Below are 13,780 nucleotides of genomic sequence, written 5' to 3' on the forward strand. Positions count from 1 at the left end.
CTGTGCGGTCCTCGAACTCGCGGCGGAACCCCGTCAGCACCCGATACCGCGCCGGACGAGCCCGGCGCGGCGCAGCACGTCCGGGTCCAGGTGGTTGCGGGTGTCGACGACCACCGCGCCCTCCAGCAGTTCCGCCACCCGGCACCAGTCCAGCTCGCGGAACTGCGGCCACTCCGTGAGCAGCACCAGGGCCCGCGCGCCCTTGGCCGCCCGGTAGGCGTCGTCGACGAACGCCACCGACTCGCCGATCCCGCGTTCGTCGCCGCGCAGCGCCGGATCGCAGGCCACCACGTCGGCGCCGCGCGCGGCCAGACCCGCCGCGACCGCCAGGGCGGGCGAGTCGCGCAGGTCGTCGGTGCCCGCCTTGAACGCAAGTCCGAGCAGGCCCACCCGGTGCCCGCGCAGCGCACCGCCGCACGCCTCGGCCACCCGGTCGACCACGCGCCGCTGCTGCCGCCGGTTCGCCTCGATCGCCGCCCGCAGCACCGGAAACCCCGTTCCGGCGGCCTCGGCCGCGCGCAGCAGCGCCCGGGTGTCCTTCGGCAGGCAGGAGCCGCCCCAACCCGGCCCGGGACGCAGGAAGGACCGGCCGACTCCGGGGTCGCGGCCGAGCGCGGCCGTGACCGCGCCGATGTCGGCGCCCTCCGCCTCGCACAGCTCGGCGACCGCGTTGACGTAGGAGAGCTTGGCGGCCAGGAACGCGTTCGCCGCGTACTTGACCAGTTCCGCGCTGGCCGCGTCGGTGCGCACCACGGGGGCGTGCAGCGGCGCGTACAGCGCGGCGACGCGGTCGGCGGCGGCCCGGTCGGCGGAGCCCACGACCACGCGGTCCGGGTGCAGGAAGTCGCGCACCGCCGAGCCTTCCCGCAGGAACTCGGGATTGCTGACCAGGGCGACGTCCGGTCGCCCGACCAGCTCCTTGAGCCGCGCCGCGGTGCCGACGGGCACGGTCGACTTGGTGACGAGCGCGCACCCGCCCGGCAGGCTCGCCCGCACGTCCGCGACGACCTCGCGCACCGCGGCCAGGTCGGCCTCGCCGCCGGAGGCCATCGGGGTCGGCAGGCACAGGAAGACCACACCGGCCCCATCAACCGCATCCCGGGTGTCCACTGTGAACCGGAGTCGGCCGCGGGCGAGTCCGCGCCGAACCAGCCGCGGCAGGTCCGGCTCGCGGAGCGGCACCTCGCCCCGGGACAGCAGGCCGATCTTGCACCGGTCGACGTCGCTGCACGTCACGTGGTGGCCGAGGGCCGCGAGGCAGGCACCGGTCGTCAGCCCGACGTAGCCCGTGCCGACGACCGCGATGCGCGACTCCCGCCCCGTCATGGTCCGTCCACGATGGACTCGAACATCTCGGCCGGTGGGCCGGCGCGCCGGGACAGCTGCACCAGGTGGCCGGTCGCGCGCGGGTCGTCCGGCTCGGTCCCGCAGTTGATCCGCTCGTCGTAGCGCAGGCACTCGACCACGGTGGCCGGATCGGCGCCGACCGCTTCGCACAGCTGCTCCAGCGAGCCGAAGAAACGGCGCTTCAGCGCGCGGAACCCGTTGCCGACCGGCACGACCAACCCCGCACTGCGCGGGTCCACGTGCACGATCTCGGCACCGAGGCACCGGAACAGCGCCTCCGCCCGCGCCGCGGCCGACTCGGTGTCGGCACCGATCACCAGGTGTTCCGGGTGGAGGAAATCCTCCAGCAGCGATCCAGGCCGCAGATCGAGCGGCACGCAGGCCCCGTGATCACCCGGATCGTCCGGTGGGACGCGGCAATCGACCACCATCCGGTCCGCGGGGAACCGCCCGGCTTCCGTTCCACGCAGCAGAACGCAGTCGGGATCGGCCCCGTGCTCGGCCCGCAAGGCGCCGGACCGGACCGTCCGGCGCACCAGGGCCGCCAGGCCGGGTTCGGTGCCGTCGACCTCGCGGGCCGCCGGGCAGGCGACCTGGTGTCCGAGCGCGGCCAACCCCGCGGCCACCGCGACCGCGTCGGCCCCTCGCCCGCGCACCGCGACCGCGCTCACCGCCGCCTCCCCGCCAGCGCGTCCAGGTGCGCCTCGCACGCCTCGACGACCTGCTCGACGTCGATGCGCAGCAGGCCCGGATCCGGCCGGTCGGCGAAGGTGTCGCCGACGCGGCCCGCCCACAGCGCGGTGTGCCGGGGATCATCCGGCGGCCCCCACAACGCCGGGGAGACCGGGCCGAACAGCACCACCGACGGCGTCCGGTAGGCGGTCGCCAGGTGCGCCACCCCGGTGTCGCCGCACACCACCAGCCGCGCCTCTGCCACCAGCGCCGCCAGGCGGCGCAGGCCGGTGCGCCCGGCCAACACCGCCTCCGGCGGCAACCCTGCCTCCCCGGCCACCCGCCGGGCCAGCGGCAGTTCGGCCGGACCGCCGGTCACCACGACGCGTTCACCGCGCGTGGTCAGCGCCCGCGCGACGGCCGCGTAGCGCAGCTCCGGCCAGCACCGGGCCCGGTGCGCCGCACCGGGGTGCACCACCACGACGCCCCCCGGCACCGACTCGTCCGGGCGCGGCAGCAGCAGATCGCGCGGATCGGCGGCGATGTCGTGGAACTCCAGCAGATCGCACCAGCGCCGCACCTCGTGCAGCTGCGAGGTCCACACCGGACCGAACACCGAGCGGGCCGGGTGGGCGTGGGTGATGATCCGCACCGCTGCGCTGCGCAGCACCGCGTCGATGCTCTGCGGCCCGCGGCCGTGCAGGTTCACCGCGACGTCCGGCGCGGCGCGCGGCCAGTGGAACGACGGCAGGTCCTCGGTCGGCCACACCTCGTCCACCGCACCGGTCAGCGGCGCCAGCTCCGCCGACGCCGACGGCGCGGCGAGCACCAGCCGGTGGCCGGGGTGCGCGCGGCGCAGCGCCCGCAGCGCCGGGACCGCGGTGAGCAGGTCGCCCAGGCCCAGCGCGCGCAGCACCAGCACGGTCACGGCCAGGAGCCTTCCTCGGAGTGGCAGACCACCATCTCGCGCACCTCGCAGCCGGGCGGCTGGGTCAGCGCGAACAGCACCGTCCGCGCCACGTCCTCCGGCCGGTTCAGCTTCGCGCCCGGCGGCGGCCGGTACTGCTCGGCGCGGCCGTCGAAGAACGCGGTGTGCATCCCGCCCGGCACCAGCATCGTCACGCCGACCCGTCCGCTGGTCTCGGCCGCCAGCGCCCGGGAGAAGCCGATCACCCCGAACTTCGACGCGCAGTAGGCGGTGGCGTCGCCGACGCCCTTGAGCCCGAGCGTCGAGGCGCAGGTGACCACGGTCCCGCCGGCGCGCTCCAGGTACGGCAGGGCGGCGCGCACCACCGCCGCGGTGCCCAGCAGGTTCACCTTCACCACGCGTTCCCACTCCGCGGGCGGGACCTGGACCAGCGCGCCGCAGGAGTCGATCCCGGCGGCGGTGAACACCCCGTTCAGCCCGCCCGCCGCGTCGGCGAGCTCGCACACCGCGTGCTCGGCCTCCCGCCCGTCGGCGAGGTCGACGACGGCGTGCTTGACAGCCGCGCGCGGCTCGGCCAGGTCGAGCACCAGCGGGGTGCCACCGGCCCGCGCCACCTCGTCCACCACGGCGGCCCCGAGCCCGGAGGCCCCGCCGGTGACCAGCACGTTGCCCAGTTCCACCATGATCCTCCCGTCAGGCCGTCGGCTGCACGGTGTCGAGCAGTCCGGTGGTCGAATAGCCGTCCACGCGCGGCACGGTCGCGACGCGCCCGCCGTACCGCTCGACGACCCGGGCCTCCGGCAGGTCGTCGGCGTCGTGGTCGGACCCCTTGACCCACACCTGCGGCCGCAGCCGCTCCAGCAGCGCGCACGGCGTCGTCTCGTCGAAGACCGCGACCGCGTCCACGCACTCCAACGCCTCCAGCACCGCGCGGCGGTCCCGCTCGGGCACGACCGGGCGCAGCGGCCCCTTCAACCGCCGGACCGACTCGTCGGAGTTCAGGCACACCACGAGGAAGTCGCCCAGCTCGCGGGCCCGCCGCAGCAGCCGCACGTGCCCGGGGTGCAGCAGGTCGAAGCAGCCCCCGGCGGCCACCACCCGCCCGCCCGCGGCCCGCACCCGCGCCACGACGTCGAACACCGGGCGGTCCGCCCGCGGCACCTCGCCGACCGTCCACGCGCCCGCGCCGCCGCCCGCGACGAAGCGGCTCGCCTCCACCGCGGCCCGCCGCACCGCGTCCACTGCGGACAGACCGTGGTGCAGCGCGGCGGCCGCGGCGGCGGAGAACGCGTCACCGGCACCGCACGGATCCGCGCCCGGCGGCACCTGCGGCGCGGAAACCCCCTCGCCGGGCGGGAACACGGCCGCGCCGTCGGCGCCCAGCGTCACCGCGACCGCCCCGCAGCGCCACCGGCGGCGCAGCCATTGCGCGGCGCTGCCCGGATCCGCGAGACCGGTGAGCCCGCGCGCCTCCGCGCGGTTGGGCACCACCAGGTCGGCGCGCGCGACCGGCGCCGCGCCGCGCGGGTGCGGATCCCACACCAGCGGGATCCCCGGCGGCAGCTCGGACAGCTCGCGGCGCAGCCACCCGGCCGCCGTCGCACCGCGCCCGTAGTCGGCCACCAGCACCGCGTCCGCGCCGCGCAACACGCGGGACACCTCGACATCGAAGTCCACATCGGACACCCGTCCGTCGCCGGTGTCCAGGCGCAGCAACGACTGCCCGCCCGCCCGCACCCGCGCCTTGACCGGCGTGGCGCCGCGGAACGGCGCCGCGACGAAGCGGGCGAACCCGGCGACCAGGCCGCGCAGCTCGCGTCCGGCCGCGTCGTCGCCGCTCCCGGCGACCAGCGTCACCGCCGCGCCCCGACCGGCGGCCAGCAGCGCCGCCAGCGCCGCTCCCCCCGGGCGGCGACGCCGTTCGGCGACGTCGACCACCGGCACCGGCGCGTCCGGGCACAGCCGGTCGGCGCTGCCGGTGAGATCCACGTCCAGCAGCGCGTCGCCGACGACCACGAGCCTCACGGCGACACCCGGTTCACCGCGTCGAACTCGGCGCACAGCGCGTGCACCACCGCCAGGTGCACCTCCTGGATGGTGGCGACGTCCGGTGCGTCCACCGGGACCGCGTCGTCGCTCACCGCGGCCAGCTCGTTGGGAGCCGGGCCGGTCAGCGCCCAGGTGCGCGCGCCGATCTCCCGGGCCGTCTTCACCGCCGCGATCACGTTCTGGCTGCGACCGCTGGTGGACAGCGCCACCAGCACGTCGCCCGGCCTGCCGTGGGCGCGCACGCCGCGGGCGAAGACCTCCTGCTCGCCGTAGTCGTTGAGGATCGCGGTGAACGCCGACGTGTCGGCGTGCAGCGGGATCGCCGCGTAGGGGCGGCGGTCCACCAGGAACCGGCCGGTCAGCTCGCCGGTCAGGTGCTGGGCCTCGGCGGCGCTGCCGCCGTTGCCGCACGCCAGCAACCGTCCACCGGCCTCCAGCACGACGGCCAGCCGGTGCGCCCAGCAACGGATCACCGGCGCGTGCGCCTCGGCGCGGCGCGCGGCCGCCTCCAGCGCCGCGAAGTGCTCCTCGATCACGACCGCCCTCCCGTCGGCAGGGGTGCCGACGCCGTCCGCTGCGCCAGCACCCGGCGGTACACCACCTCGACGTCGCGGACCAACCCCGACCAGCCGTAGCGGGACCGGACCCGCTCGACGCCCGCGCGTCCCAGCTCGGCGCGCGCCGTCGGCCGCGCCAGCAGCGCGTTCAACCGGTCCGCCAGCGCCTGGGGATCGCGCGGCGGCACCAGCAGTCCGGTGCGCCCGTCGGCGACGGTGTCGAGGTGCCCGCCGACCGCGGTCACCACCGGCGGCACCCCGCAGGCCATCGCCTCCAGCGGCACCGTGCCGAACGGCTCGTACCACGGCACGCTCACCACGACGTCCGCCGAGCGGTACAGCGCGGGCGCGTCGTCGTGGTCGACCGGGCCGAGGAAGTCGACCCGGTCGGCGACGCCGCTGCGGCGCGCCACCGCCCGCAGCCGGGCCACCTCCGGGTCGTCCGGCCAGTCCGCCAGCCTCGGCCCGCCCGCGACCAGCAGTTCGGCGTCCGGGACGTAGCGCAGCGCCTCGATCGCGGTGTCGACGCCCTTGCGCTCCACCAACCGGCCGATGCTCAGCAGGCGCGGCCGGTCGCGGCGCGGCGCCCGCGGGCCGTCCGGGGTGAACTTCCCCAGATCGATTCCACAGGGGACGATCGCGGTGCGGCGGCGCGGCACGCCCATCTCGGCCAGTTCGGCGACCTCGTCGGAGCAGGTGGCCACCACGCAGTCCACCTCGCGGGCGATGGCCGCCTCGGTCTCCTCCCGCTCCGGCGGGCTGGTGTCCTTGGCGCCCTGGTTGCGGCGCTTGACCCGGCCCAGCGCGTGGAAGGTCTGCACCACCGGCACGTCCAGCCCGGCCGCACCCGCCAGCGACGCGACTCCGCTCATCCAGAAGTGCGCGTGCACCACGTCGGGCCGATCCCGCGCCCAGCGGTCGGCCAGGTGCCGCCCGAACGCGTCCACGTAGGGCAGCAGCTCGTCCTTGGGCACCGGTTCGGGCGGTCCGGCGGGGACGTGCTCGACGGTGAACCCGGCTCCGGTGCTCGCCACCGACGGCAGGTCCACGGCGTCCCGGCGGGTGTGCACCACGACCTCGTGGCCGAGCCGGGCCAGTCCCCGGGCCTGTTCGGCGACCTGCACGTTCTGGCCCCCCGCGTCGGCTCCGCCGAGCGCCGCCAGCGGGCTGGCGTGTTCCGAGACCAGGTGGATCCTCATCGGCGCACCTCTTCCAGCAGTTCGTCCCACGCGGCCAGGAACCGGTCGAGCCCGTAGCGGTGGCGCACCGCGGCGCGCGCGGCGGTGCCGCACCGCCGCGCCAGGTCCGGGTCGTCGACGAACCGGCCGACCGCCGCGGCCAGCTCGTCCGGGTTCGTGCTCAGCACCCCGGCCTCGCGGGGCACCGCCTCGACGGCCTCGGTCGCGGCCAGCGCCACCACGGGCATCCCCAGGTGCATGGCCTCCAGCAGCGACAGGCCCAGCGACGTCCAGCGGTACGGGTGCACGTAGACCCGCCGGGCGGCCAGTTCGGCGTGCATCCGGTGCTGCGGCAGGTCCTCGTGGCCGACGGCGCAGGACAGCCCGCGCACCCCCATGCCGAACACGTCCAGCGGCGCGGCGGCGGCGATGCCCGGCAGCAGGTCGGTGCCGGCGACGCGGGTGCGCCGGACGGGCTCGTTGATCACGGCCGCGGCGCGCGGCAGCTCACCGGTGTAGCGGTGCCCGGGGTCGACGATGCCGTGCTCGACCACCCGCACCGGCGCCCGGCCGGTGTCCCAGAACACCCGGTTGAAGTGGGTGACGTGCACGACCGGGACGTCGGTGCGGTCGGCCAGCGGATGGCGGCTGGACGCCGCCTCGCCGCGCGGCGCGTTGTGCTCGACGAACACGGCGGGCACGTCCCGGCCGGGGCGGCGCCCCAGCCACTTCTCGGTGAGCTCGAACTCGTGCGGCCGTTGCAGCACGACCACGTCGACGTCGGTGTCGCGCAGCTCGTCCGGGGTGATCTCGACGGCGTCCGGCGGCCACCGGAACGTCCGCGCCCGGCCGCGCCCGTCGGCGTCCCGGTTCGGCGTCACCGGGACGAGATAGCTGTGTCCACCGTGGACGAACGAGGTGGTCCACGACCCGTGCACGTGCCAGACGAGGATCCTCATGCCGCCGCACCCCCGACCCGCTCGACGGCGTCGAGGACGTCCGAGGGCGTCACCCGCGACAGGCACGGGTGGCCGCGCACCGGGCACTGCCGGGCGCGGGTGTCCCGGCACGGCGCGGCCTGGTCGCCCAGCAGCACCGTCGGCACCCCGTAGGGCGCCCACCGGGCGGCCCGCACCACCGGCGCGAACAGCGACACCACCGGCGTGCCCACCGCGGCGGCCAGGTGCGCCGGTCCGGTGTTGGGCGCGACGACCGCGTGCGCCCCGGCCAGCACGGCGGCGAGTTCGGCGAGCCCGGTGCGGCCGCCGAGGTCCAGTCCGGCGCGGCCGGCGACCCTGCTGGTCAGCGCGCGGTCCGCGGCGGCCCCGGTGACCACGACGCGGTACCCGCGCCGGGCCAGCGACTCCACGGCCGCCGCGCACCGGCCCGGCGGCCACTCGCGGGCGGGCACCGAGGCGGCCGGGTGCACCACGACGTAACCGGGCTCGCCGACCAGCTCCCGCACGTCCGGCAGCGGCCCGCGCACGGCGAGCCTGCCGTCGTCACCGCCCGGCAGCGCGAACCCGGCGGCACGGGCCAGCGACAGCGCCCGCTCCGGTTCCGGCGGATCGCCGTCGACGCGGTGCCGCAGGTCCAGCAGCGACCCCGGGTAGTCCTCGCTGATCGCCCCGATCCACGGCACCCCGGCCATCCGCAGCAGCAGCGCCAGCGGCAGCGGCGACTGGTGGAACGAGGTGAGCACCAGCGCCACATCCGGGGCCAGCACGGCGATCCGCGCCACCAGTTCGTCCACATCGGACTTCCGCGTCGGTGGTGGTTCCGGGTCGATCCACGGCGCGCACCAGCGCTCGACGCGGTCCACGCCCGGCAGCAGCCGCGCGGCGGCCGCACCGCGCGGCCCGGCCAGCAGCACCACCTGTTCGGCCCCGGCCGCGACCGCGCGCACCGCAGGCCCGGCGAGCAGCACGTCGCCGAGGTTGTCCAGTCTCGCGACCAGCGCTCTCATCGCGCACCGCCCAGCAGCCGGTGCACCGCCTCCGGCACCGAACCGGCGATGGCGGCGGCGCCGAGGGCCTCGCGGATCTCGGCGGTGCGGGTGCGCTGGGTGGGCACCATGATCGCGGCCGCGCCCGCGGCCCGCGCCGCCGCCACGTCCGCTCCCGTGTCGCCGATGACGACGCAGTCGCCGGGCCGGACGCGCAGGTCGGAGGCGGCGTCGAGGACCAGGCCCGGCGCGGGTTTGCGGCACTCGCAGCCCTCGTCCGCGCCGTGCGGGCAGGTCCGCCACGTCTCGATCGGGCCGAGCAGCCGCTCCACCTCGGCGTTGACCGCGTCGACCTGCTCGGGGCGCAGCTTCCCGCGCGCCACCCCGGACTGGTTGCTGACCACCCCGATCCGCACGCCGTGCACGCGCAACCGGTCCAGCGCCTCCCGCACCCCGGGCACCGGCCGGACCCGGGTGGGGTCGCCGTTGTAGGGCACGTCGTGGATCAGCGTGTCGTCCCGGTCGAACAGCACCGCTTTCGGCGCCCTGCGGAGCATCCGGACGCGCAGTTCGCCGCGGGCGCGGTGCCAGCAGGCGACGGGCGGGATGAGCACGCTGGTGACGACCATCCGCGCGATCTCGTCGGGTGTGCGCGGCCCCGGCAGGATGCGCCGCAGCGCGAAGTCGGCGGTGGAGGCGAGCCAGACGGCGGCTCCGGCGCGGGCCACGTCCGGCCGTCGCGCGGCGGCACCGGCCAGCGCCGCCAGCGCGGCGGCCGTGGTCAGCAGGTGGCGCCTGGTGCGGCCGGGCCCCTCCCCGATGCGCATCCGCCAGTTGGGGCCGTACTTGCGGCGCATCAGCGCGTTGTCGGCGTTGCCCGCCTGGGCGCGGACGCTGGCCAGCAACCCCGCCGGGCGGACCGGGTGCGCGGTCTCCCGACGCCCGATGACCAGCCGGTAACCCCGGGCCTGCGCGCGCAGCGCGAGATCGGCGTCCTCCCGGAAGGCGCGCGGGAAGTCCTCGTCGAACCCCCCGGTGCAGGCGAGCACCTCGCGCCGGTAGGCCATGTCGGCGGTGATCCACCACGCGCTGGCCAGCCCGGCGGTGGCCCGCTCCAGGTCGGTCGGCGCCCGGTCCCGGGGCAGCGGCACCACGATCCTGCCCTGGCAGGCGCCCACGTCCGCGCCGACGTCCAGGTCCTCGCACAGGCCCTGGCGCCACCGCGCGCCCGGCAGCACGTCGTCGTCGAGGAACACCACCCACTCGGTGGTGGCCAGCCGCCACCCGGTGTTGCGGGCCGCGGCCGGTCCCCGGCCGGGCGCGTGCACCACGCGCACCCGCAGGTCCGTGGGCGGCAGCGCCAGCGGCGGCGCCGGGTGCGCGCGGTTGTCGGCGACGATCACCTGCTCCGGCGCGGGACCGGCCGCGGCGTCGAGCGCGGCCAGCAGCGCACCGAGGCTGGCCCGACCGGTGGTCGGGATCACCACGGTGTACCCGGCGTTCATCGCCCGCACCGCCGGATCAGGAGCGGGCCGAGCACGAGCACGTCGATCGGCGCCGCGCCGAAGCACTCCAGGGCGTCGACGGGGCTGTCGACCAGCGGCCGCCCGGCCGTGTTGAAGCTGGTGTTGATGACCGCGGGCAGCCCGGTGCGGCGTTCGAACGCCGCCAGCATCCGCGCGAGCACCGGTTCGTCCGCGCGGTCGACGGTCTGGACCCGCGCGGTGCCGTCCACGTGCACCGCCGCCGGGATCCGGTCGCGCCACCGCGGCGCGACGTCGTGCACGAACAGCATGTGCGGGCTCGGCAGCGGCCCCCGGGAGAACAGCTCGGCAGCCCGCTCGGCGAGCACCATCGGCGCCACCGGGCGGAACTGCTCGCGGCCCTTGACCTCGTTGAGCCGTTCGGTGTTCGCCGCGTGGCCGGGGTGGGCGAACAGCGACCGGTGGCCCAGCGCGCGCGGGCCGAACTCGGCCCGGCCGTCGAACCAGCCCACGATCTCGTTGCGCGCCAACGCCTCGGCCGCCGCCTCCGCGACGTCGTCCGGTTCCTCGTACCGCAGCGCCGCGGATTCCACTGTGGACTTCAACGCCGCGTCGGACCACCCGCGCCCCAGATCGGCGCCGGGCATCGGCCGGATCGCTTCGCCGTGCTCGGCGGCCAGGTGCAGCGCCGCGCCGAGCGCCGTCCCGGCGTCACCGGCGGCGGGCTGCACCCACACCCGCTCGAACGGCCCCTCGTCGGCGATGCGGGTGTTGGCCACGCAGTTGAGCGCGACACCGCCCGCCAACGCCAGGTTCGGCGATCCGGTCCGGTGGTGCAGCCAATCCGCCTGCGCCAGCAGGACTTCCTCCAACCGCGCCTGCACGCTCGCGGCCAGCCGGAGGTGCTCCTCGCGGATCTCGCCGCCGGGTGGTCGCGGCGGGGCCCAGCGCGTCCAGTCGATCGGTGCCACCTCGAAGTGCCCGTCGCCGGTGGGGCGCAGCAGATCGGCGAAATCGGCCTGGTAGATCGGTTTCGCGTAGGAGGCCATCGCCATGACCTTGTACTCGTCGCTGGAGCGGTGGAAACCCAGGTGTTCGGTGAGTTCCTCGTACATCAGGCCGAGCGAGTGGGGCAGGTGTTGCTCGGCGTGCACCAGCAGCCTCCCGCCGCGGTACTCTCCGGCCAGCGCCGACGTGCTCTCCCCGCGCCCGTCGACGGTCAGCACCGCGCAGTCGCCGAACGGCGCGGCCAGCCCCGTCGACGCGGCGTGCGCGACGTGGTGCGGCACGAACCGGACGATCTCCGGGTCCAGGCCGGGCAGCGCGGTCCGCAGGAACCTGGGCGCGCGGGCGGCGAACTCGGTGCGCAGTTCCTCCCAGTCCCCGTCGGTGCCGTCCAGGGAGTGGTCCACCAGGCGCGGATCGTAGGAGAAGGCGACCGCGTCCAGCCCGGACGCGTCCAGCCCGCCGTGCCGCAGGCACCACGCCGCGGACAGCTCGGGCTGTTCCCACGCGGCGAAGGGCACGGGCCGCTTGCCGTGCTTGCGGCGGGAGAACCGCTCCTCCTCGGCCGCCGCGACGATCTCGCCGTCGACGACGAGCGCGGCGGCGGGATCGTGGAACACCGCGTTGATTCCCAGGATGCGCACGCTGTTCCTCCCGGAGCATCTCGTGGGGCTACTCAGTTCACTACCCTGCGAAGCGGCGGACAAACCCCGCGCGACCGCCGCCGCGCAGGACGGGAGATCCTCCGTCACGCTCCGGAGACGACTACCGCGCACCGGCGCGGGGTACTCCGGTGCCATGCGAGTCCTGATCGCGGGCTGGCCGAGCTTCCCGGACGGCGAGGCGACCGCCGGGGACGTGGCGAGCATGCACCACGTCGCGGAATCCCTGTGGCAGCACGGGATTTCCTCCGACTGCGCGTGGAGCCCGAACTTCCGGCCCGACGGCGCGGCGCTCGACGACCTCTCCCCCGGCGACTACACGCACCTGGTCTTCGTGTGCGGACCCGCGCACGGCCGCCAGGTCGAACGGTTGCACTCCCGCTTCCCGGAATGCCGGCGGCTGGCGGTCGGCGTCACCGTGATCGACCCGGACGATCCGGCGGTGATCGGGTTCCACGCGGTTTTCCCGCGCGACGGCGCGGATTCCGCTCCCTCCCGCGATCTCACCGTGCCGCTCGCACCGCCCGCGCGGCCGGTGTTCGGCGTCGTCACCGCACCGGCGCAGCCGGAGTACGGCGCGCGCCGCAGGCACGACGAGGTGCACCGGGCGCTGTACGGCTGGCTGTCCGCCACCGACTGCGCCCCGCTGCCGCTCGACACCCGGCTCGATCCCGCGAACTGGCGCCATTGCTCCACAGTGGATCAGTTCGTGGCCCTGGTCGACCGCACCGATCTGGTCGTCACGACCCGGCTGCACGGCTTGGTCTTCGCGCTGGCCCGGGGTGTTCCGGCTCTCGCGGTGGACCCGGTGGCCGGCGGCGGCAAGGTGACCGCGCAGGCGGCGGCGTGGCACTGGCCCGTGGTCACGGCCGACGCGCTGCTCGCCGACCCGGCGGTGCTGGACGGCGCGAGCGGCTGGTGCCTGTCGGCGTTGGGACGGGCCGCCGCCCGCACCCGCGCGGACGGCGGCGGATCGCCGCTCATCCCGGCACTGCTGGACGATCTGCTCGCGGGGGCCGGATGCGCACCACGGTCGTGATCGCCACCCGCAACCGGTGCGGGGAGCTGCTGCGCACCCTGGACCGGCTGCACCGGCTGCGGCCGGTGCCGCCGATCGTGGTGGTCGACAACGCCTCCCGCGACGACACCCCGCGAGCGGTGCGCGCCGCACACCCGGACGTCCGCCTGATCACCGCGCCCCGCAACCTCGGCGCGATCGCGCGCAACCTCGGCGTGCTGTGCTCCCGCACGCCCTACATCGCCTTCAGCGACGACGACTCGTGGTGGGCGCCCGGCGCGCTGCGGCGCGCCGAGGCGGTCCTGGACGCCTGCCCGCACGTGGCGCTGGTCGCGGCGAAAACCCTGGTATCCCAGGAGAACCGGCCGGACCCGGTGAACGCGCTGATGGCGTGCTCCCCGCTGCGCACCGCCGACGGGCTGCCCGGCCCGCGGATCCTCGGTTTCACCGCCTGCGCGGCGGTGGTGCGCCGCGCGGCGTTCCAGCAGACCCGCGGATTCGACCGCACGGTGTTCTTCGGCGGGGAGGAACGGCTGCTGTCCTACGACCTCGCCGCGGCCGGGTGGGACCTGGTCTACGTCGACGACGTCGTCGCCCACCACCACCCGTCCCCGGCCCGCACGTCCGCGACGACCCGGCGGGCGCTGGAACTGCGCAACGACGTGCTGATCGCGTGGATGCGGCGCCCCCCGGACCTCGCGCTGTCGCGCACCGGCAGGCTGGCGCGCGACGCCGTCGGCGACGCACCGAGCCGGCGCGCCCTGGCCGCGGCGCTGTGCCGCCTGCCGCGCGCCCTGGCGCGGCGGCGGCGCCTGCCCTCGCCCGTCGAGCACGAGGTGTCCCTGCTGGAGCACGCGCACGGCCACGGACCGGGGAGCTGAGAGCCTGTCTTCGAACTCGTTGTGCGAGGCGGTGCCGGTGGCGGACATGGCCTG

At 76.3% G+C, this 13,780-nt stretch carries 13 protein-coding genes; 2 read left to right on the forward strand and 11 right to left on the reverse strand.

The window, feature by feature from the left end; translation table 11 throughout:
* Nucleotides 1–33 precede the first annotated feature (33 nt).
* Genes NV263_RS18735 through NV263_RS18785 form a run of 11 tightly spaced genes read right to left on the reverse strand, consistent with a single transcriptional unit; the run spans nt 34 to nt 11,809 of the window.
* Nucleotides 34–1,326, reverse strand: coding sequence for a UDP-glucose dehydrogenase family protein (locus NV263_RS18735; RefSeq protein ID WP_263247647.1), 1,293 nt, complete (start codon nt 1,324–1,326; stop codon nt 34–36).
* Nucleotides 1,323–2,018, reverse strand: a complete 696-nt coding sequence (locus NV263_RS18740; protein ID WP_263247648.1) for a Rossmann-fold NAD(P)-binding domain-containing protein — start codon at nt 2,016–2,018, stop codon at nt 1,323–1,325. The genes NV263_RS18735 and NV263_RS18740 overlap by 4 nt, the downstream gene beginning before the upstream one ends.
* Nucleotides 2,015–2,953, reverse strand: a complete 939-nt coding sequence (locus NV263_RS18745) for a glycosyltransferase family 9 protein (RefSeq protein ID WP_263254256.1) — start codon at nt 2,951–2,953, stop codon at nt 2,015–2,017. The genes NV263_RS18740 and NV263_RS18745 overlap by 4 nt, the downstream gene beginning before the upstream one ends.
* Nucleotides 2,944–3,630 carry an SDR family oxidoreductase gene (locus NV263_RS18750; protein WP_263247649.1) on the reverse strand — a complete coding sequence of 229 codons (687 nt, stop codon included), beginning with the start codon at nt 3,628–3,630 and terminating at the stop codon, nt 2,944–2,946. The genes NV263_RS18745 and NV263_RS18750 overlap by 10 nt, the downstream gene beginning before the upstream one ends.
* A gap of 10 nt (nt 3,631–3,640) precedes the next feature.
* Nucleotides 3,641–4,972: a PfkB family carbohydrate kinase gene (locus tag NV263_RS18755; RefSeq protein ID WP_263247650.1), complete on the reverse strand. Its 1,332-nt coding sequence runs from the start codon at nt 4,970–4,972 to the stop codon at nt 3,641–3,643.
* Nucleotides 4,969–5,532: a D-sedoheptulose-7-phosphate isomerase gene (locus NV263_RS18760; RefSeq protein ID WP_263247651.1), complete on the reverse strand. Its 564-nt coding sequence runs from the start codon at nt 5,530–5,532 to the stop codon at nt 4,969–4,971. The genes NV263_RS18755 and NV263_RS18760 overlap by 4 nt, the downstream gene beginning before the upstream one ends.
* Nucleotides 5,529–6,752, reverse strand: a complete 1,224-nt coding sequence (locus NV263_RS18765; RefSeq protein WP_263247652.1) for a glycosyltransferase — start codon at nt 6,750–6,752, stop codon at nt 5,529–5,531. Before NV263_RS18765 ends, NV263_RS18760 begins: the two co-directional genes overlap by 4 nt.
* The gene (locus NV263_RS18770) at nt 6,749–7,690 is read right to left on the reverse strand and encodes a glycosyltransferase (RefSeq protein ID WP_263247653.1); all 942 of its coding nucleotides are present in this window, start codon (nt 7,688–7,690) and stop codon (nt 6,749–6,751) included. The genes NV263_RS18765 and NV263_RS18770 overlap by 4 nt, the downstream gene beginning before the upstream one ends.
* Nucleotides 7,687–8,697, reverse strand: a complete 1,011-nt coding sequence (locus NV263_RS18775; RefSeq protein WP_263247654.1) for a glycosyltransferase family 9 protein — start codon at nt 8,695–8,697, stop codon at nt 7,687–7,689. The genes NV263_RS18770 and NV263_RS18775 overlap by 4 nt, the downstream gene beginning before the upstream one ends.
* Nucleotides 8,694–10,181 carry an HAD-IIIA family hydrolase gene (locus NV263_RS18780; protein ID WP_263247655.1) on the reverse strand — a complete coding sequence of 496 codons (1,488 nt, stop codon included), beginning with the start codon at nt 10,179–10,181 and terminating at the stop codon, nt 8,694–8,696. Before NV263_RS18780 ends, NV263_RS18775 begins: the two co-directional genes overlap by 4 nt.
* A complete protein-coding gene (locus NV263_RS18785; protein WP_263247656.1) occupies nt 10,178–11,809 on the reverse strand; it encodes a carbamoyltransferase family protein in 1,632 nt (543 codons plus the stop codon). The genes NV263_RS18780 and NV263_RS18785 overlap by 4 nt, the downstream gene beginning before the upstream one ends.
* A gap of 154 nt (nt 11,810–11,963) precedes the next feature.
* Here NV263_RS18785 and NV263_RS18790 point away from each other — a divergent pair, with 154 nt between their 5' ends.
* Entirely contained in the window at nt 11,964–12,866 is a 903-nt protein-coding gene (locus NV263_RS18790) for a polysaccharide pyruvyl transferase family protein (RefSeq protein ID WP_263247658.1), read from the forward strand.
* On the forward strand, nt 12,848–13,726 hold the full coding sequence (locus tag NV263_RS18795; protein WP_263247659.1) for a glycosyltransferase family 2 protein: 879 nt from the start codon (nt 12,848–12,850) through the stop codon (nt 13,724–13,726). The genes NV263_RS18790 and NV263_RS18795 overlap by 19 nt, the downstream gene beginning before the upstream one ends.
* Nucleotides 13,727–13,780 lie beyond the last annotated feature (54 nt).

The sequence above is a fragment of the Saccharopolyspora rosea genome (assembly GCF_025643595.1).
Taxonomy (GTDB): domain Bacteria; phylum Actinomycetota; class Actinomycetes; order Mycobacteriales; family Pseudonocardiaceae; genus Saccharopolyspora; species Saccharopolyspora rosea.